This window comes from Tenuibacillus multivorans, assembly GCF_900103915.1.
GTDB lineage: Bacteria > Bacillota > Bacilli > Bacillales > Alkalibacillaceae > Tenuibacillus > Tenuibacillus multivorans.
Window position 1 is genome coordinate 136,210 of record NZ_FNIG01000001.1, and the last position, 18,833, is coordinate 155,042.

At 37.4% G+C, this 18,833-nt stretch carries 18 protein-coding genes; 9 read left to right on the plus strand and 9 right to left on the minus strand.

Annotation, left to right across the window (positions count from 1 at the left end):
• Positions 1 to 228: 228 nt before the first annotated feature.
• The 3 genes from BLP77_RS00700 to BLP77_RS00710 form a co-directional block, all read right to left on the minus strand.
• Positions 229 to 1,044, minus strand: a complete 816-nt coding sequence (locus tag BLP77_RS00700) for a LysM peptidoglycan-binding domain-containing protein (RefSeq protein WP_093855180.1) — start codon at positions 1,042 to 1,044, stop codon at positions 229 to 231.
• A 98-nt stretch (positions 1,045 to 1,142) separates the two neighbouring features.
• Positions 1,143 to 1,997 carry an FtsZ/tubulin family protein gene (locus tag BLP77_RS00705; RefSeq protein WP_093855181.1) on the minus strand — a complete coding sequence of 285 codons (855 nt, stop codon included), beginning with the start codon at positions 1,995 to 1,997 and terminating at the stop codon, positions 1,143 to 1,145.
• Between the two features lie 146 nt (positions 1,998 to 2,143).
• Complete coding sequence (locus BLP77_RS00710; protein ID WP_176752907.1) at positions 2,144 to 2,920, minus strand: metal-dependent hydrolase; 777 nt, start codon at positions 2,918 to 2,920, stop codon at positions 2,144 to 2,146.
• A 180-nt stretch (positions 2,921 to 3,100) separates the two neighbouring features.
• Between BLP77_RS00710 and BLP77_RS00715 the strand changes: the two genes are divergently transcribed.
• Both BLP77_RS00715 and BLP77_RS00720 read left to right on the plus strand, forming a co-directional pair.
• Complete coding sequence (locus BLP77_RS00715) at positions 3,101 to 3,793, plus strand: YwaF family protein (RefSeq protein WP_176752908.1); 693 nt, start codon at positions 3,101 to 3,103, stop codon at positions 3,791 to 3,793.
• 142 nt (positions 3,794 to 3,935) lie between these two features.
• Positions 3,936 to 5,255 carry an amino acid permease gene (locus BLP77_RS00720; protein WP_093855184.1) on the plus strand — a complete coding sequence of 440 codons (1,320 nt, stop codon included), beginning with the start codon at positions 3,936 to 3,938 and terminating at the stop codon, positions 5,253 to 5,255.
• On the opposite strand, the gene BLP77_RS00725 is transcribed toward BLP77_RS00720, so the two are convergent.
• Positions 5,252 to 5,881, minus strand: a complete 630-nt coding sequence (locus BLP77_RS00725) for a LysE family transporter (protein ID WP_093855185.1) — start codon at positions 5,879 to 5,881, stop codon at positions 5,252 to 5,254. The genes BLP77_RS00720 and BLP77_RS00725 overlap by 4 nt on opposite strands.
• A gap of 223 nt (positions 5,882 to 6,104) precedes the next feature.
• Here BLP77_RS00725 and BLP77_RS00730 point away from each other — a divergent pair, with 223 nt between their 5' ends.
• From BLP77_RS00730 to BLP77_RS00760, 7 genes are all read left to right on the plus strand, one after another.
• Complete coding sequence (locus BLP77_RS00730; protein WP_093855549.1) at positions 6,105 to 6,722, plus strand: LytTR family DNA-binding domain-containing protein; 618 nt, start codon at positions 6,105 to 6,107, stop codon at positions 6,720 to 6,722.
• Between the two features lie 128 nt (positions 6,723 to 6,850).
• Complete coding sequence (scpC, locus tag BLP77_RS00735) at positions 6,851 to 8,365, plus strand: succinyl-CoA:acetate CoA-transferase ScpC (protein ID WP_093855186.1); 1,515 nt, start codon at positions 6,851 to 6,853, stop codon at positions 8,363 to 8,365.
• 310 nt (positions 8,366 to 8,675) lie between these two features.
• Positions 8,676 to 9,197, plus strand: coding sequence for a diaminobutyrate acetyltransferase (ectA, locus tag BLP77_RS00740; RefSeq protein WP_261753337.1), 522 nt, complete (start codon positions 8,676 to 8,678; stop codon positions 9,195 to 9,197).
• 53 nt (positions 9,198 to 9,250) lie between these two features.
• The gene (gene ectB, locus BLP77_RS00745; protein WP_093855188.1) at positions 9,251 to 10,528 is read left to right on the plus strand and encodes a diaminobutyrate--2-oxoglutarate transaminase; all 1,278 of its coding nucleotides are present in this window, start codon (positions 9,251 to 9,253) and stop codon (positions 10,526 to 10,528) included.
• A 15-nt stretch (positions 10,529 to 10,543) separates the two neighbouring features.
• Positions 10,544 to 10,939, plus strand: a complete 396-nt coding sequence (locus BLP77_RS00750) for an ectoine synthase (RefSeq protein WP_093855189.1) — start codon at positions 10,544 to 10,546, stop codon at positions 10,937 to 10,939.
• A gap of 117 nt (positions 10,940 to 11,056) precedes the next feature.
• Complete coding sequence (locus BLP77_RS00755; protein WP_093855550.1) at positions 11,057 to 11,422, plus strand: DUF4870 domain-containing protein; 366 nt, start codon at positions 11,057 to 11,059, stop codon at positions 11,420 to 11,422.
• A 278-nt stretch (positions 11,423 to 11,700) separates the two neighbouring features.
• Positions 11,701 to 12,492, plus strand: coding sequence for an SDR family oxidoreductase (locus BLP77_RS00760; protein WP_093855190.1), 792 nt, complete (start codon positions 11,701 to 11,703; stop codon positions 12,490 to 12,492).
• A gap of 587 nt (positions 12,493 to 13,079) precedes the next feature.
• On the opposite strand, the gene BLP77_RS00765 is transcribed toward BLP77_RS00760, so the two are convergent.
• The 5 genes from BLP77_RS00765 to BLP77_RS00785 all read right to left on the minus strand — a co-directional run bounded on the left by BLP77_RS00765 (position 13,080) and on the right by BLP77_RS00785 (position 18,816).
• Positions 13,080 to 13,634: a hypothetical protein gene (locus BLP77_RS00765; protein ID WP_093855191.1), complete on the minus strand. Its 555-nt coding sequence runs from the start codon at positions 13,632 to 13,634 to the stop codon at positions 13,080 to 13,082.
• A 20-nt stretch (positions 13,635 to 13,654) separates the two neighbouring features.
• Positions 13,655 to 15,022, minus strand: a complete 1,368-nt coding sequence (locus BLP77_RS00770) for a sodium/glutamate symporter family protein (RefSeq protein ID WP_093855192.1) — start codon at positions 15,020 to 15,022, stop codon at positions 13,655 to 13,657.
• On the minus strand, positions 15,015 to 16,232 hold the full coding sequence (locus tag BLP77_RS00775; RefSeq protein ID WP_093855193.1) for a lysophospholipid acyltransferase family protein: 1,218 nt from the start codon (positions 16,230 to 16,232) through the stop codon (positions 15,015 to 15,017). The genes BLP77_RS00770 and BLP77_RS00775 overlap by 8 nt, the downstream gene beginning before the upstream one ends.
• A gap of 306 nt (positions 16,233 to 16,538) precedes the next feature.
• Positions 16,539 to 17,291, minus strand: coding sequence for a cysteate racemase (cuyB, locus tag BLP77_RS00780; protein WP_093855194.1), 753 nt, complete (start codon positions 17,289 to 17,291; stop codon positions 16,539 to 16,541).
• Positions 17,292 to 17,337: 46 nt separating this feature from the next.
• On the minus strand, positions 17,338 to 18,816 hold the full coding sequence (locus BLP77_RS00785; RefSeq protein ID WP_093855195.1) for a UDP-N-acetylmuramoyl-L-alanyl-D-glutamate--2,6-diaminopimelate ligase: 1,479 nt from the start codon (positions 18,814 to 18,816) through the stop codon (positions 17,338 to 17,340).
• Between the last annotated feature and the right edge of the window lie 17 nt (positions 18,817 to 18,833).

Sequence of the window (18,833 nt, forward strand, 5' to 3'; positions counted from 1 at the left end):
CCACTCTCTCTTAAGGAGATCCTTTTTGTTTATTAAAATTAAATTATCTACTAAAGAAAACTTGTCGATTGACGAGTCTTTTAGGCGAAGTCAGAGAAGTAGTTGCACTTATGCAGGTAAGATAAATTTTTATTTTCTTACCTACCAAAAAAATCGCGGGACTCATCAATACGATGTCGCCCCACGAATTTTTATGTTACTAAGCTTTGCCCAGACTCTCGGAATCGTTTAGAGGTTTGCACCAAAGTAAACGCTAAGCCTTACTAAATCTTGGATTTCATTATCTCTTGGACTACGTGTATAAACCCAAATCTCTCCAACATTTGAAGTTGGCTGTTGGTCAAATGGTAGAGAGCTTTGGAACCAACCGTATGCTGGCGCTCCAAGGCTTGCTGTAACAGAACGTTCATTTGATACAACGACACCATTACTATCACGAACTTGATGAAGAACGTTTCCTTCAAAAGCTCTTGCCCATCCAGCAATCTGTTGGTTATTCATTAAGACTGTACCAGGCACTGGAGTAATGACGGCGATATTTTCTGACGTTGGTAATGGAATAATTAGAGAAAAACCTGGCCAAATGGTCTCAGGCGAGAATCCAGGACGACCTAAATTGGCTCGAATAATGTTGGATCGGTGAATGCCAAAACGTTGTTCAATTTGGTAAAGATTATCTCCTGGTTCAACATTGTAAATTTTGGCTGGAACAACTAATTGTTGACCAATATTAATAGAGTCTGGATTATTGATTTCATTAATTCCAGCAATTAACTCAATATTCGCAGAAAATCTGGTTGATAATTGATTAAGTGTATCACCTGGTGAGACGTGATAAAAAGTAGAAGCATAAGTAGTTGTGACCCTGGATGGAATCACTAGAATCTGTCCTGGAAATATCATTCCCGGGTTGGCTACTGGTGGATATAAGTAATTAGCATCTGCAATAGCTTGTGATGTACTGGAAAACTGATTAGCAATACTATAGAGTGTATCACCCTGTTGGACGGTATAAATAAAGTGGGTATTAGTTGAAATTCCCATAATGCGATCATCTCCTATATATAAGAAAGATATATTGCATTATATGAATCAGGGCCCATAGTTGTTTCTAGGAATTAAAATCGAATTGTGTAACTTTATTAATTTTTTAAATGCTGAAATCGTCTTTTACCTTTTTCAGCAAATCTTTGCCATTTCCTGAATAAATTCATGTATCGAGATAACTTTTTATAATCATCTGGCGCTTCAATCGGATCTTCAATGCCATTCACGATTAACGTGATTTTAAATCGTTCACCTGGTTCATCTATAAAATGCGAACCAATCTTAAATAGATCAGCCTTTGAAAACAAGTCATGCAGCCTTAAGTTAATTTGACGAAACGTTTCCATATTCACATCTCTTGTATAACCAATATTAATAATGAGCTGCTTTCCGTCTGTAAAATCCTCAGGTAAATAAGGTGTAGAAATTAAATATTTTAATGGAATATCAAAGGATTCGCCTTCAACAGTGTGAATAAATAGAGGACCTTTAGCTTTATTAATAAACGTTTCAATGTCTTGAAAATCGATATTCATGTCTCCTGGTTCTTCAATAATCTGCTTAAGTGATTGAATGGTCTGTTCCTCGATTGAGTTAAACGTTTGATTCGCCTCTCGTATGGTGGTGCTATTATCGATTAGTTTCATTAATTCATCACTATGGAAATAAATCACCGCATTACAAATTTCTTTCATTCTAAAATATTGGGTCGTAGCGGTTTGAAATCTCTTTTTCCCCTCAAAACGGAAAGGAAACCGAAATATCCCAATGAGTAAGTCTTTTTGCTCTTTTAAAGCATAAAGTTGATTCGTCAAATCCTCTGTCTCACTCGGATTACCTCCAATAAAACGATAGAAACTAATATTGTTCGATAAAATGTCTTTTGTTTCAGGCTTGTCCAATTCAGAGACCTCATGGCTGATTTGATAAATTTTTTCAGTAGTTTCCATAAACTCGACTCCTATTTGAACATTTTTCATTATTATAGAGTATAACTAAATAGAAATTTGTCACAGGGTGTTATAAATGAACACTAGTTTTGTAGAAAGAGACAGAAAAAGCGAGTATCCTAACGAGATACTCACTCGTTTTAAATTTAAAACTCTTTTTCTTCACCATAACCCATGATAACGACTTTTGTTTCTTCATAGTCTTTTAAAAATTCCTCTAATTCTTGATCCTTATCAATCATATTCTCAACAACTGGGAATTCTTTTAATAATTGATTTAATGAATCAGGAGAGGGTGCTGTTTGTCTTGTAGGGAATGTATGACTTGGAATAACATATTGAACGTCTAATAAATGTTTCACCGCATATGATGCTTCCCTTGGCCCCATCGTGAAATGTCCTGATGAAGATAATATAGCAATATCAGGGTTGTACACATCTTGAATCAGCTTCATGTCAGAAATTAACGCTGTGTCGCCCGAATGGTATAGTGTATGATCATCAACAAAATCAAACACATAACCTGCGGATTTACCTGAGTAGATGGGGGACCCTTGAGTTTCTTTATATGAAGAAGTATGTAATGCCTGTACCATGGTGACGCTCACATCATCAAAGGAAACGGTACCACCAAAGTTGATTGGTAGGACGTTCTTCATGCCCTGCTGAAGTAGAATTAAAGCTAATTCGTATTGAGCGACAAACATGACATCAGGGTTGTGCTCAATAAATTTCGATAGACCACTCGTATGATCAAAATGGCCATGTGTTAAGAATACACAATCGATAGAGCTGAAAAACTCCTTATTGTCTAGCTTTTTTGGAAATCCAGGATTTAAATCAAAGAACGGATCAATTAAATAGTTTTTCCCCTCTCGACTAGTCAAAACATACATAGCATGTCCCAAACGTAATACTTTCATCAAAATCCCCCCATAAAAGTTTCTCATACAGTCTATTCGGGGAATTATGGAATATGAATCGATTTACTTATTCCTGGTAAATGTTTATGTTGGAATGACTAATCCTACTCCTAAATTTTACAAAAAATTAATTGGGTTCTATTCACACATACTTTAAAATGGTATTGGGAGGGGATGTTAATGATAAATCAGTCTTGGAGTGAAGAGGCGCCATTTATCGCTCCTTTTGATATCCATCATTTGGTATATATTATCATTGTGGTGGCTCTGCTTGGATTATTATTATTCAATAAAGAGAAAATTAAATCTAACGCCCATAGGATTGGTGCCGTTATCCTAACGATTTCGATCCTACAGCAAATCATGCTTTATTCATGGTATATCTTTGAGACCGGGTTTAACATCTCTGAATCACTTCCATTACATATTTCAAGGATTAGCTCTTTATTGGGTATTTACTTTATAATGACCAAAAACTTTAAAGTTCTCGATGTACTATTCTTCTTTAGTATATTTGCTTACGGTTCATTTTTATATCCGCAAAGAATCTATGAGATCACACATATCATGGGTCTATCCTTTCTAATTAATCATGCGATCACGATTTTACTACCGTATTTTGCATATATAGCCTTTGGTTGGCGGCCAACATTTAAATCATTTATTAGGGCATATGTCATCTTTGTCGTATATTTAATGTTCGTTTACCTTCTTAATCCATTAATTGATGGGAACTATTTTTATTTAAAATATCGCCCGTTTTTAGACAATTGGTCTGATTATCTTTACATTCCAGGTGTATTGATTATTACGTTTATAGGGTTTTTACTATTTTATAGGGTTGTAAAGTTAATCGAACGAGCACGGAGATGAATAAGATAGATAAGTCGTTCGGAAAATACCAAACATGTGGATGAATCCTTGTTACACATTTATTAATCGATAGCGATTAGAAAAAATTGCAAAATTAATTTCTAATCTTATGGGGAATTTATAGTGTGTAAGGAGGATCAATATGTCGCAGTCAGAAAAAAACGAGAACAACATGAAATGGTGGCAGCTATCTCTATTCGGGGTTGGCTGTACGATTGGGACAGGTTTCTTTTTGGGCACCAGTATCGGTATTCAACAGGGTGGACCATCTATAGTAATCGCGATTGTATTGGCTGGAATCTCAACATATATTGTGTTTAATGCTTTAGCAAAATTAACGGCAAATCATCCTGAAAAGGGAGCATTCCGTACCTATGCTAAGCAAGCGTATGGCCACTGGGCTGGGTTTAGTGTTGGATGGATGTATTGGTTTGCAGAAATACTAATCATGGGAAGTCAGCTTACTGCACTGTCTATTTTTTCGCAATTTTGGTTTCCGAACTTCCCATTGTGGTTATTTGCACTTGGGTATGCATCACTAGGACTAGTTGTTTTATTAGTGGGCGCAAAAAAATTAAGTAGAATTGAAAATATATTTGCTGTCATGAAGCTGGCTGCCATAATCATGTTTGTTGTGATTGCTGGGGCTTTTGTTTTGGGGTTGTTTGATGGCGTAAAACAATTACATATTCCTCGCACTATTGATGATATATTTCCAACAGGATTAATGGGATTTTGGGCAAGTCTAATTTTTGCCTTCTATGCATTCGGAGGCATTGAGGTTATGGGGCTCATGGCTGTTCAATTAAAACAGCCAAAAGAAGCCCCCAAATCAGGTAGAGTGATGATTTTAACCCTTGTCATAATTTACGCTATCTCCCTAATCTTAGCATTAGTTTTAGTGCCTTGGGATGTATTTAATACCGAAGAAAGTCCATTCATTGTTGCATTGAAGGACTTTGATTTAGGGTTTGTCCCACATATTTTTAACGGAGCATTAATTGTTGCAGGTTTTTCCACCATGGTTGCCTCATTCTATGGTGTCACGACGATCCTAGTATCCTTAGCTCAAGATGGAGATGCGCCTTCCTTCTTCGCAAAAAAAGGTAAATTAGCTGTACCAGTTCCTTCTCTAGGTTTACTTATTGTTGGGATCGCTGGATCGATTGTGATGGCTTTAGTACTTCCAGAGAAAATTTATACTTATATTACGACTGGTGCTGGTTTAATGCTTCTTTACAATTGGATATTTATTATCTTATCTGCTAGAAAGTTACAAACAGCCTCCCTAAAAGACCACATTCAATACTATGCTGGAATAGCATTGTTACTTGCTGGTGTTACAGGCACGTTGTTCGATCAAACAAACCGCCCTGGATTTTTCATTAGTCTAGGAATTGTCGGTTTAATCGGGATTGTTGTATTTTTTATGAACAAAAAGTGGGTAAAAGAAACTTATTAATGTTGGATTAATAATAAGATCCCTTGCCATCCAAAATAAAGCCCAAACCCAATAAGTGCTAAGCCAGACATGACTGCGATGCCAGTAAGTATACGATCATTAAGTATTTTACGGAAACTACTTGAGACGGCAGCCATACTTACATCCCAAGTTAATAAACCGATAAAAATAGCACAGCTATATAAAATCAAGGATTGATAGCCATAACTGGATGCAGTTTGTGCAAGGACTGAACCATAAATGCCCAACCAAAACAGGATGGTTAATGGGTTAGATATTGACATGATGAATCCTGTCAAGAATGATTTATGTAGAGGTTCTGTATTTCGTTCGTGGATAACTTTTATTTCTTTAGCACTCAACATACTTTCAATTCCAGTATAAATTAAAATAAACCCTCCAAATAACCATAAGAATGTTTTAACAAATGGTGTATCTACGACATGAACAACTCCCAAGTAAACCATTAACATATAAATTACATCAGCTGTAATAGCCCCTAGCCCCACAAACCAAGCAGGAAAAAATCCGCCTTTAATTCCTCGGTCTAATTGGGCCGCATTTACTGGGCCGATTGGGGCTGCAAGTGAAATTCCCAAAAGAAGATAACTAAAAAAGACACCCAACGTTAACACTCCTCTAAATTTATTTACTTATTCCTATTCATAAAGGAGTGCTTGTACAACTTAAAGATTGGAATTAAATTGTGATGATAACCCTTAACTGTATTTAATAAAGCAGCCGATTTAAATTAATTGTTAAAACTAGGCGTGGGTTGTATCCTATGATAGAAGAAAAATGACACTAGGGTGATTGATCGTGGATTTAAATATAAATACCGATACATTAATGGATATCATAGGTGAGCTGTTTTCTGATGAGACGTCCTTGGCACTGTCTGATACAGAAAAGTATATTTACTATCGACCGAGTAAACGGGTTAATTTAAAAATTAAACCAGGAGACCCTGTCGTGGAAGGAACGATTGCTTATAAGGCGCTCAAAACAAAGCAAAAGGTTTCTGAGTACATTGATCGTGATATTTTTGGAGTGCCTTATTATGGGATGGCGGTGCCATACGAAACAAATGGGGAAATCACGGGATGTGTGACAGCCATATTTCCAACATTAACAAATGCGATGTCTGTTGTAACCATTAACTCAGAAGATAGCTGGGTACCGGTGCCTTTTTCAGATATATTGTACATCGAAGCGAAAAATAGAAAAACATTCATCAATAGTTTAAATATAACGGGAACACACAAAAATACATTAAATGAGTTTGATTACTTCCTACCAAGAGACCGATTTATACGCTGCCATCGATCTTATATTATTAACATTAATCATATTAAACAAATTTACCCAGATACCCACTCAACATTTATATTAAAAATGTCGGATGATACGTCTATTCCGGTCAGCCAGACTCATTCAAGCTATTTCAGAAAACTCCTTGGGTTTTAATCTTCTGTTTCATACGTTTATTTTCTATCTTAGCGTCAATTTTTAGGCGTATGACTAAAAAGCGATTTTCCCCGCCCAATATACGATAAAATTAAATTGGAACCAATAATAGAAAGGCGGGGTGCAGAATGGAACGCGATGATTCACGTATCCAGCATCAAGGTTTAAAAGATCTTGTTGTATCTGCTGATGTCGCTGCATCTTGGATACAAGATGGTATGACGCTAGGATTAAGCGGTTTCACACGTGCCGGAGATGTGAAAGCACTTCCACACGCATTAGTTGAACGTGCGAAAACAGAACCTTTTAAGGTAGATGTCTTTACAGGCGCATCTTTAGGGTCTGATGTTGATAAAATTTTCGCTGAAGCAGGTATTTTAAGAAAGCGCTTACCATTTCAAGCAGATGTAACGATGCGACGTAAAATGAATGAAGGCGAGTTCCACTTTGTGGATCAACACCTTTCGCATACGTCTGAAATGTTGAGAGCGAATACATTGGATCAAATTGATATAGCTATTATTGAAGCGATTGCAGTGACAGAAGACGGGGAGATTATCCCGACAACATCCATTGGTAATTCACTAGCATTTGCCCAAAATGCAGATGAAATAATAATTGAAATTAATCTAGCACAAACCAAAGATCTTCAGGGAGTTCATGATTTATATGCGCCAGGTAAACAAGGGGAACGTCAACCAATTCCATTAACAAAACCTGAAGATCGCATTGGAACACAAGGGATTCCGGTTGATATGAGTAAAGTGAAAGGTATCGTCTTTACAAATCAAGCGGATTCCCCATCCAACATTGTGCCACCAGATGAAGAAACAAACATGATAGCAGATCATTTAATTAATTTCTTAAAACAAGAGGTAGAAGTGGGTCGATTAACGAAGAGTCTAGCTCCATTACAATCGGGTATTGGCTCAGTAGCAAACGCCGTTTTTCACGGCTTGTTAGAATCAGACTTTGAGGATTTAAAGGTTTATTCAGAGGTTTTACAGGATTCCGTATTTGATTTATTAGATGCTGGAAAGGTAACCTTTGCATCAGGTTGTTCTATTACGTTATCAGATGAAAAAATGAAAGAGGTCTTTGGAAACTTTGATAAATATAAAGATCAGTTAATCTTAAGGCCGCAAGAAATCTCAAATCATCCAGAAGTGATTCGTCGATTAGGCTTAATCTCGATTAATACAGCACTTGAAATGGACATTTACGGTAATGTTAACTCGACTCACGTTCGCGGTACGAAGATGATGAATGGTATCGGTGGGTCAGGTGACTTTGCTCGTAATGCACGTCTAGGCATTTTTGTAACAAAATCAATAGCTAAAGACGGCAAAATTTCAAGTATTGTGCCAATGGTATCTCATGTGGATCATACTGAACACGATGTCGATGTTTTAGTGACAGAACAGGGTTATGCTGACTTGCGTGGCTTAGCTCCAAGGCAGCGTGTTGAGCTCATTATTAATAACTGTGCTCACCCAATGTATCGTGATCAGTTAAGAGAATACTTCCAGGAAGCATTAACAAGAGGCGGTCATACTCCACATGTATTAGAAAAAGCGTTATCTTGGCACACACAATATGAAAAAGAAGGAACGATGCAACAGCTCGTTGCAATCGAGGCCTAAAATCTCAATAATAGGATCAACTATAATGTCTCTCGAATTATCGGGAGACATTTTTTTATTTTATTCTTTTGTGTTTTATTACCAAATTATATATTATTACCCAAGTGAATTTAAATTTTAAATATTATAGAGAATGATAAACAATATGTTAGCATTCTTAAGTTCATTTAATAACAACTTGTTTAAATAACAATTAAAGATGATTAATCCCATTTAATAGTGTTTAAACTGGTTTGATTAAAATTTCCCCTCCCCTTAATATATTTAATTGTAAGTTTAAAAAATATGGGATCGAAAGGAGATCTTATCTATTAAAAAACAAAACGGAACTGCAACGCTTAATAAACCGTTAGATACTGTAACCTTTGAAACACCAACAGTTGAAGACGGTACTGAAATGTGGAAATTAGTCAACAATTCAACACTTGATCAAAACTCAGTTTACAAATACATCTTGATGTGCGAATTTTTTGCGGACACATGTGTTGTAGCCAAAGAGGGTGACAAGGTCGTTGGGTTTGTTACGGCTTTTATCCCACCTGAAAAACAAGATGTCGTGTTTGTCTGGCAAATTGGTGTTGATTCCTCACAACGTGGAAAAGGAATTGCATCTAAAATACTTAATGAATTAATAAACCGCGATGCTTGCCGGGATGTTCGCTTCTTGGAAGCAACCGTAACCCCTTCGAATAAAGCATCTCAATCATTATTCAAAGGGCTTGCGCGTCATCATGATACAGATTGTCAGGTTTATGACTTCTTCTCAGAGGATTTATTCCCTTCGGATGAACATGAGGAGGAGCGTTGTTTTAGAATTGGACCTCTTAAATAAATAAGGATGACGAAATAAAGGTAAGTGTGTGTTTTAATTAAGGAGGATAAAATATGAGTCAAACAGATATGAACATTTTTGAATCATTGGAATCTGAGGTGCGTAGCTATTGCCGTAATTTCCCTACTGTGTTCACTAAAGCAAAAGGTCATAAGCTATGGGATGAAAACGGAAAGGAGTACATTGACTTCTTTTCAGGTGCTGGTGCCTTAAACTATGGTCACAATGATCCTAAAATGAAAGATAAATTGATTGAGTATATACAAGATGATGGTATTACGCACTCATTAGATAAAGCAACTTCAGCTAAAGGTGAATTTATTAAAAAGTTTAACGACGTTATTTTAAAACCTCGTAACCTAGAGTATAAAATGATGTTCCCTGGCCCTACAGGTACAAACGCGGTCGAGAGTGCACTTAAACTAGCACGTAAGGTGACAGGTCGTACAGACATCATTAGCTTTACGAAAGGATTCCATGGTATGACAATTGGATCCTTATCTGTTACGGGGAATGCATCAAAGCGTAAAGGTGCAGGTGTTCCACTAAGTCATTCAGTGACAATGCCTTACGATAACTTTATGAATGATGAACAAAACACGCTTGATTATTTAGAAAGATACTTAGAGGATAGCGGATCTGGTGTTGATATTCCAGCAGCGATGATTGTTGAAACCGTACAAGGTGAGGGCGGTATAAACGTGGCTCGCTTCGAATGGTTAAAACAATTAGATGACATCTGTAAACGCCATGATATATTACTCATTGTTGATGATATTCAAGCTGGTGTAGGACGTACAGGCACATTCTTTAGTTTTGAAAAAGCGGGAATTAAACCAGACATCGTCTGCCTATCCAAATCCTTAAGCGGCTATGGTTTACCGTTTGCGATTGCCTTATTCCGTCCAGAATTAGACGTTTGGAATCCAGGTGAACACAACGGGACATTCCGCGGTAACAACCATGCATTTGTAACAGCTTCAGCCGCGCTTGATTACTGGAAGGACGATCAATTAGAAAAAGACGTTCGGAATAAATCTGAAATAACACATGAATTCTTGAATAATTTAGTGGAGAAATACCCTGAACTTAAAGGGACCGTTCGTGGCCGTGGCTTAATGGTAGGAGTCGCATGTGAAGAACCGGAGTATGCGTCTAAAGTTATTTCTGAAGCATTCGAACGCGGATTAATTATGGAAACATCCGGCATGGATGATGAAGTATTTAAGCTATTCCCAGCAATTAACATCGATGAAGAGGCGTTGAAAGCGGGATTAAATATTATTGAAGAAAGTGTAAAAAGTGTTGTCAAAGAACCAGTAACAAACTAAAAGGGGGAACTGTTAATGAAAGTCGTAAAATTAGAAGACATTTTAGGAACAGAACACGATGTGCATGCTGAAAATGGAAACTGGGTAAGCCGTCGTTTAATCTTAAAAAAAGATAACATGGGTTATTCCGTTCACGATACTGTCATTAAAGCCGGTACAGAAACGCATATTTGGTATCAAAACCATTTAGAAGCGGTTTACTGCATTGAAGGAGACGGAGAAGTCGAAACATTAAAAGATGGTAAAGTATACAAAATTACACCAGGTACGCTTTATGCGTTAGATGAGCATGATGAACATTTACTACGTGGTGGTAGTGAAGACATGAGAGTCGTTTGCGTATTTAACCCACCAATATCAGGTAAAGAAGTTCATGATGAAAACGGTGTTTATCCAGTCGATGATGAATAATAAGAAGGAACTGAGCTCTGTTTTATAGGGCTCAGTTTTTTTGTGAAAAAAGTCTCATAAACATTTATTCCGAGCATAATTTGGAGTAAGACCATTGTGGGGGGAAGGTGGATGTTTATGAGTGATGAACAGGAGAAAGGTCAAAAAGAGGCGAGGAGTCAGGTAGATAAGGAAGAGGCAACCAGTGATGCAGAGGAAAATAAGGGGTTAGGTGTTGTTGCCTATATCATTTTTTTCTTACCATTACTGGTCGCAAAGGAATCAAAGTTTGCGATGTACCATGCTAATCAAGGTCTAATGTTACTGATTACAGCCGTTATTATTAATGTTGTTGGGACGATTATACCTATTATCGGATGGATTCTCATTCTACCATTGGGTAACTTATTCATTTTTATCTTATGGTTAATTGGCATCATTAATGCTGCGAAAGGCGAGATGAAGCCATTACCATTGATCGGTAAGTATGAAATATTAAAATAATTCATGATTAACTGTCGATCTTTCGGCAGTTTTTTTGTTGTTTAAGAAATTATAAATTGCTGGTATGTGAAAAACTATTCTAACACGCTAACCACGTCTAACTCCAGCGCCCAGCGACTAGTGAGACTTCCCTCACCTCCGTACGATAAGTCAACATCGACTCATAACCTCGTCGTGTTTCCTTTATCTCCTGCGGCTCAGTCCAGTCCATACGTCGCTAAACGGGCGCTTGCGCTTTTGTTCTTTGATATAATAGTAAGAAAAAAGGCGGTGTTGGTATGGATTTTAATTTACAAGGAAAATCAGTTATCGTTACAGCGGCAAGTAAAGGCTTGGGTAAAGCAACAGCACTAGAGTTTGCGAAAGAAGGGGCGCATGTATTAATCTCAAGTCGCAATGAATCTGAGCTTGAAAAAGCCGTAGACGAAATTAAAACTGAAAGCGGAAATGAGCAAGTCAAATTTGTCACATGTGACATTACAAATCCTAAGCAAATTAAAGCATTAGTTCAGGAAGCCGTTAATTGGAATGGTATGGTTGATGTATTAGTGAATAACGCCGGCGGACCACCGGCAGGGACCTTTGAAAACTTTGAAGATGAAGACTGGCAAAAGGCATTTGAACTCAATCTTTTAAGTTTTATTCGCACGATTCGTGAAGTCTTGCCATATATGAAAGAACAGCAATCAGGACGTATTATTAATTTTGCTTCATCGTCTATTAAACAGACACTTGATAACTTGCTATTATCTAATACGTTCCGTGCAGGAATAGTTGGATTGGCGAAAAGTCTATCACAAGAGCTAGCACCACATCATATTTTAATCAATACTCTTGGACCAGGGCGAATTGGTACAGATCGAGTAGCACATTTGGATCAAGTGAAGGCAGATGAAATGGGTGTCTCAGCCGAAGAGGTTAAAAAGAAATCCGAAAGCAATATTCCAATGGGACGCTACGGTGATCCAGCAGAGTTTGCTAGAGTTGCAGTTTTTCTAGCATCAGGCGCTAACACATACGTAACAGGACAATCGTTAGTGGTTGATGGTGGTTTAGTTAAAGCGTTATAAGTGTACACCTAAATCTGGTTAAGAGGTTTAATTAACTTATGCTTGGGTTCAGGTGGACTATGTGCACCAAAAATAGTGCTGAACAAAACAAAATTAAATCTTAGATAAAAATTATAAAATGGGAAAATATTGTATAATAAAATACAAGCAGTTCCCGTTCAAAGCAAGGTAGTGGGCTATACCTCTTTTTCATCGTCCAACTGGGGCGAGGAAGGAGGTGAGAGCTTATGGGCAGTAAAATGATACTGGTATTACTACCCGTTATTGTAATATCATGTTTATCAGATGCTCAGATTTTTGTCCTTCCGTTAATCCTAACGGTAATGGGCAAAAATAAACTACCTTGCTTCTGGCAAAAGCAAGGTAGTAAGAACAAAAACTAACTCAGAGAGTAACAGCCCATTCCTTGTTTAACGGAGCTGTTATGAGACGGAATGTTACAGCATTCCGTCTCTTTTTAATTATAATACATTATCTTCATTTTATTCATGACATATTGTTAACTTTAATTATCTTTAATATAACCTTTATTAATTTTAGAGTCAATGATTTACAAAGAACTAATATTGGTTAAGGAATCATTTATATTAAACTTTTTCTAACGCCTCATCTTTAGAATAAATTAATGCCTTTGCAGGTTCTAATCTTTGGTCATTCTTGATTGGATATATATATAGATATAGTTCCTGGATATCGTCTATATTTATACCACTTGTAGACCGTCTATGGAATTGTCCATAAAAACTGTGTGGACCAATAGAGAAACTCATGTCTTCATATTGATTTCCCTGATCATCTATGAAAACATGCTCAAATACACCTAGTGGTATATCCTCATGGTCATATTTTTCCGCGTCATACCATAGCCCAAAATGAATACGATTTACTTTAGGTAAATAATAGAAATCAGTTATTCGAACATCAATTCGTTCAAAACCACGTTCATCTAACTCAATTAATCGAATATCATCTAAGGCATGCTGTTCCTCAAGACTCCAGAACAATGGATATTTTTCACCGTGATCCATTTGTATCATGTCCCACTCAGCGCTCTGACGAAACATAATATAGGAAACAATGACGGTTATTATGAATCCCATAACCAGGGTAAAGCCTAGTAATCTCCCTTTAGAACGTGACACAAAGAACGACTCCTTTTACTCTATGATACAGGTTTTCTTGTACGATACCAAAGTGTGCCAAGGAGTGCTATAAAATAGAGTAATAATCCAAAGAACGTGTAAACGTACATCCATGGATCACCTTGTACATAACCAACAACCGGGACATTTAAAATAATCAAAAGCGGAAATCCAAACATTAACGCTGTGCCACTTCCCATCACAAGGTTTTCGGACGTATTCGATTGGAAGTATGGATCAACCGCCTTAACGAGTGCCATTCCCGTTGAGATCGTTCCGGTCTGCATGCCAAAAAATCCAAGTGTATTTGCCAAAGCATCCTTAGGAAAAATGCGTGGCGTAATCCAAACGAGGAATAAAACGGTCGCTAATCCGCCGATTGTTGTAATGAGTAAGATAGGGACAATGTATTCCCTTAATGCATAAATAGAAATCGCGGCAATTGATGCTGTGATCATGTAATCAAAGGAGAAACCAGCAATGCGTTGTAGTAAAAAGTTATTTGGTGAATGCTCAAGCTTCAACCCTTTTTTCTGTAATTTATTTAAGATGACTCGGAACAAAATAGCATACAAACTACCAATTAAGAAATGGAAGCCGACAGTTAGTTGAGCCAATGTTTCTCCGAATGTTCCAAGAGGTGTTAGCACAACTTCTAACCCGGCAATCGTCAAATATGTCACGAGATAGATTAACCCGATTAAGGCAATCTGGTAAGTTAATTTATCAATCGCATCACTTAATGGAATTTCATCAGGTGCTGACTTCTCTACAACAGGTTTATGTGTTGATACTTGATCAAGGTGTGGTGCCTTAAACTTTTGACTTTTTATAAGAATGTTGATCAGAATAATGCCGATAACCGTAGCCCAAATAAAACCAATACCTGCGATCGTTAGTCCAAGGTTGCCGCCGCCTGTTACACCCAGCTCTTCCCATTGGGTTCCAATTGAATAGGCTTGTCCGGGACCTTGTCCAAAGCCAAGCGGTAAGAGTAACCCGATACCCGGGAAAAAGTCTGGATAAAAGAACTCAACTAAGAATAGTAAAATTCCAAACCCAATAATTCCTTGCACGAGATAGGTAGAAACGATAAGCATGCCAGAGTTTAAAATGGCTGGGCTACTATGAACATCACGATTCTTTAAGGATAATGCAATAAACCCGATCGCCATTAAATGATAAACAATCGCTCCTAACATATCAGCGTCAAATGGAATCCAGTTTAATAGCTCAGGTCCGACAACTAATCCGATAAAACCAGCAATCATTGAAGTTGGAATAATTAACCTTCGAATGGCTGGAACACGAGCTTTAATAACTGCTGCTAAAACGATTAATAATGAGATAAATATGAAGTCCATCACTAAAAGCCAAGTATTATCCATTGTGCATTCCCCTTGTTTCTGCCCTATGTTTTTGATCGATTAGTTTAGAGATTTGTAACCATTTATAAGCTGAGCTTCTCGGTTCATAAAAGACAATTCGATAAAAAGCATCTTGATATAAAAAATCTAATTTATGGTGAAATTGAATGTTCATTCCGTCTGTTTCCTTAATCGGGAAGACCTTTCTTTCCTGTTTACCTTGAAAAATAAATTGCTCGTCCTCCCATGTTAGCCGTCCCTTCCCAAGCAATTGAAAAGGCTTTTTGTCATATGAGACGTAGAGCATAACAGGATCTTGCAAACAATTTTTCCAAGTTTCTTCCCACTCAGATTGTCCAAAGTATTCATTTAGAAATTGTATCTGCCAGTTTTTCCAATCATACGGTGTTGAATAATAGACTGGTTGATTAATAGATTCAAAGGTTCCGTAAGGCGTATATCGAACACGGTAGTCACAGGTTAAACAGTAAAACCGATCACCATTGGAATGCATACGACCAGGTGTTTGGCAGTGTGGACAAGTAAAAAGTAGACGTTCTAAGTAATGGGCTGGGTTTTTCGCCTGATATTCATTTTTCTCTTCCTTTTGCCAAGCCATTTCATCGTGATGCAGCGCTTCTGTTAATTTTTCATGAATCATATTTATTGAATCCTGCTCGAAGGCATTAAAGTCCCAACGTTTTTCGAATGAAATCGCAATTTTCCCCTTGCGGTGGCCATCGCCCCAGCGTGGGTGACTTATATGACCACCTTTGATTTTGGCAATGACGACTGGTATATTTAATAGTTTGACTAATTTTGCGGTTGAATAAATGAGTGGTTCGTTATAACCGTCCCAGTTACGGTTACCTTCAGGGAAAATACCGATGACTCGATTATGTTTTTTCGCCTTGATAACACTCCGAATCGTGCTTGTATCATTCGTGAATTTTGTTTTTCTGATTGCGCCTGTATATTCTAAAATCTGTTTAAGAAACGGATTTCGGAATAACGGTTCCCCGGCTATGTAACATATCGGTTCATTGACATAACAATTTAAGAACAGGGGATCCCAATTATTCACATGATTGGCTAAGATGATATAGGGTGGTTCCATATGTTCCGTATCGTTACGTTCAATGACTATGTCAGAACGTGATTCAATGTATGTACGGATTGGTGTTAATAAGAGGCGTTGCATCCATTTACTCGGTTTTTTCTCAATACTCATCGTGTTGAATCACACTTTCATTTTAATCTGTTATATGAGTATATTATCACAAAATTCTCCCAATCGTTTGTAGTGCCGAGATTTTAAATAAAAAAAGACAGGATTACCCTGTCTCTATACATGTTTAATATGAATGTTGTACCACGATTTGTCTTCATGCGATTCGCTCATTTTACAGAAGCGAGCATTCGGGTATATTTGCTTTAATTCTTCAAGTTCATTTACAGAAAGACGGAGCTCGCGTTTGAAAATATCGCCTTCAAAGGACTTTTTAATAAAAGTATTCGTCACTGTCAACATTCCAGCTTAAGCCTGTCCACTCGATGAAACCATTTGTTCGGTCACACTTTGATATCTCAGTGATTTTCCGGAACGGAGTATAGATTGTTCAACTAGGACATTCATCGCATCAATCGTGTACTTCTTAAATTCACCGCGAATCGGAATACAAGAAAGCTCGGTACAAGCAAGGATGACGCTTTGACAGTTTTCTTGTGTTATAAGATGTTGAACCATGTTCTCAAGCTTTCGAGGATCTGTTGCGAGCTCACTTTTAACATCCTCATAAATCAACTTCATCACTTCATCCTGTAACGCTTCATGTGGTTCATAAAGTTCAATTCGGTACTTTTCACAAGCCGCTTTATAAATACCGGTTTTCATCGTTCCGTTGGTGGCTAATATACCAACTCTCGTTTGCGCTCCACAACGATCATGTATATAGCGAATCGTCTCTTCAACCATATTAATAATCGGAATATTGGTCATCGCTTGTAATTGTTTATAATAAAAATGTGATGTATTACAAGGAATCGCAATATTAGCGACACCAGCATGTTCTAATAGTTTAAAATCCTGTTCAATGGATTGTAAGAATCGTTCACTTTGATTTGTTAAAATCGCTTCAGTACGGTCAGGCATGGTGGCATGATTTAAGATTACCATATTAATATGATCTTGATCCTTATGGGCTTCTGTTTGATCGATAACTTTGTCATAAAAGACAGAAGTTGCTTTAGGTCCCATACCTCCAATAACACCTAAGCTTATGGGTTGCATAATTACACCTAATTTCAGTTAGTTTGTTGTCATTCTTGATTGTCGACTAGATTAAAATACCTTTCTCTTTTAAAATCTCTTTAACAATCTCTTTTTCATTAAATGGAATCTCCTTATCTCCAATAACCTGTGATGTTTCATGACCTTTACCAGCTAGAAGCACAACATCGTCTTTTCCACTAATGCTTAAGGCATATTCAATAGCCTGCTTACGATCTAATACCATTTTATAGGTTCCGTTTTCCTCTTCAACGGCTTCAACAATCTCTTCTAATATAAGGTTAGGATCTTGGTCTTTAGGGTTATCAGATGTCACGACAGCATAGTCTGCGTATTGGGCGGCTACTTTCCCCATAGCGTGGCGTTTTTCACGACCGACATCCCCGGGAGGTGCATAGACGCCAAATACGAGTATTATCCGTCCTTTTGTAAAATTACGTAAAGTGGTTAAGGCTTTTTTCAGAGCGTCTTCAGTATGTGCAAAGTCAACGACAACCTTATTATCACGATCCTTATAAATCACTTCGAAGCGGCCTTTAATATTTTGTAAGGCTTCGATCCCGCGTTTGATGTCAGTTAACGAGAAATCATTGACATAGGCACATGCTGCCGCTGCTAAGCTATTGTAGACATTAATAATACCAGGGACATTGACTTGTATTCTAATTTTGCCGTTTGGTAAATGTAACGTGTATTCAGTACCTTCTGATGAATACTCAATATTTGTCGCATACACATCGGCCTTTTCATCAATACCATAGGTAATCAGCGTTGGATTAAGGTTTTCAACGCGTTTGATCAGTTTTTGCCCGTATGTATCGTCAGCGTTCACAATGTTAAAATCTTGAGCCATCTCAAACAACTTAGCCTTAGCATTAAAATAATCTTCCATCGAATTGTGAAGCTCTAAATGATCGGGCGTTAAGTTGGTAAATACAGCTGTATTGAACCGACTGTAAGCCACACGATCTAGGCACAAGGCATGTGAAGAGACTTCCATCATGCAATTTTGAACGTCATGTTTCACCATTCGCTCAAACGTTTGTTGCAGGTTGAGTGACTCTGGCGTTGTATTTTTATTTTGTATGATTTGGCCGTTCATAACCGTTCCAATTGTTCCAATCAGGCCAATGGATTTTTGGGCTTGGTCGTAAATCGACTTAATAAAATAAGTCGTTGACGTTTTTCCGTTCGTGCCTGTAATACCGATCAAGTTCATGTCCTCAGTTGGATGGTTATAATAGTTAGCGGAAATGTGGGCCAAAGCATTCCGTGAATCGTTCACTTGGATAACTGTAACGGAATCATCAATTGAAACATCTTTCTCTACGATAACCGCAGAGGCTCCCAGTTCAACGGCTTTGTCGATAAAGTGATGCCCATCGACGGTAAACCCTTGAATAGCTACAAAAACACCATTTTGCGTCACTTCACGAGAATCATAAGCTATAGACTTAATTTCTTTGTCTAAATCCCCATTTTTCAGGTTAAATTGTAACCCTTTCATAATTTCAGATAATAACATCTTTCATCATCTCCATT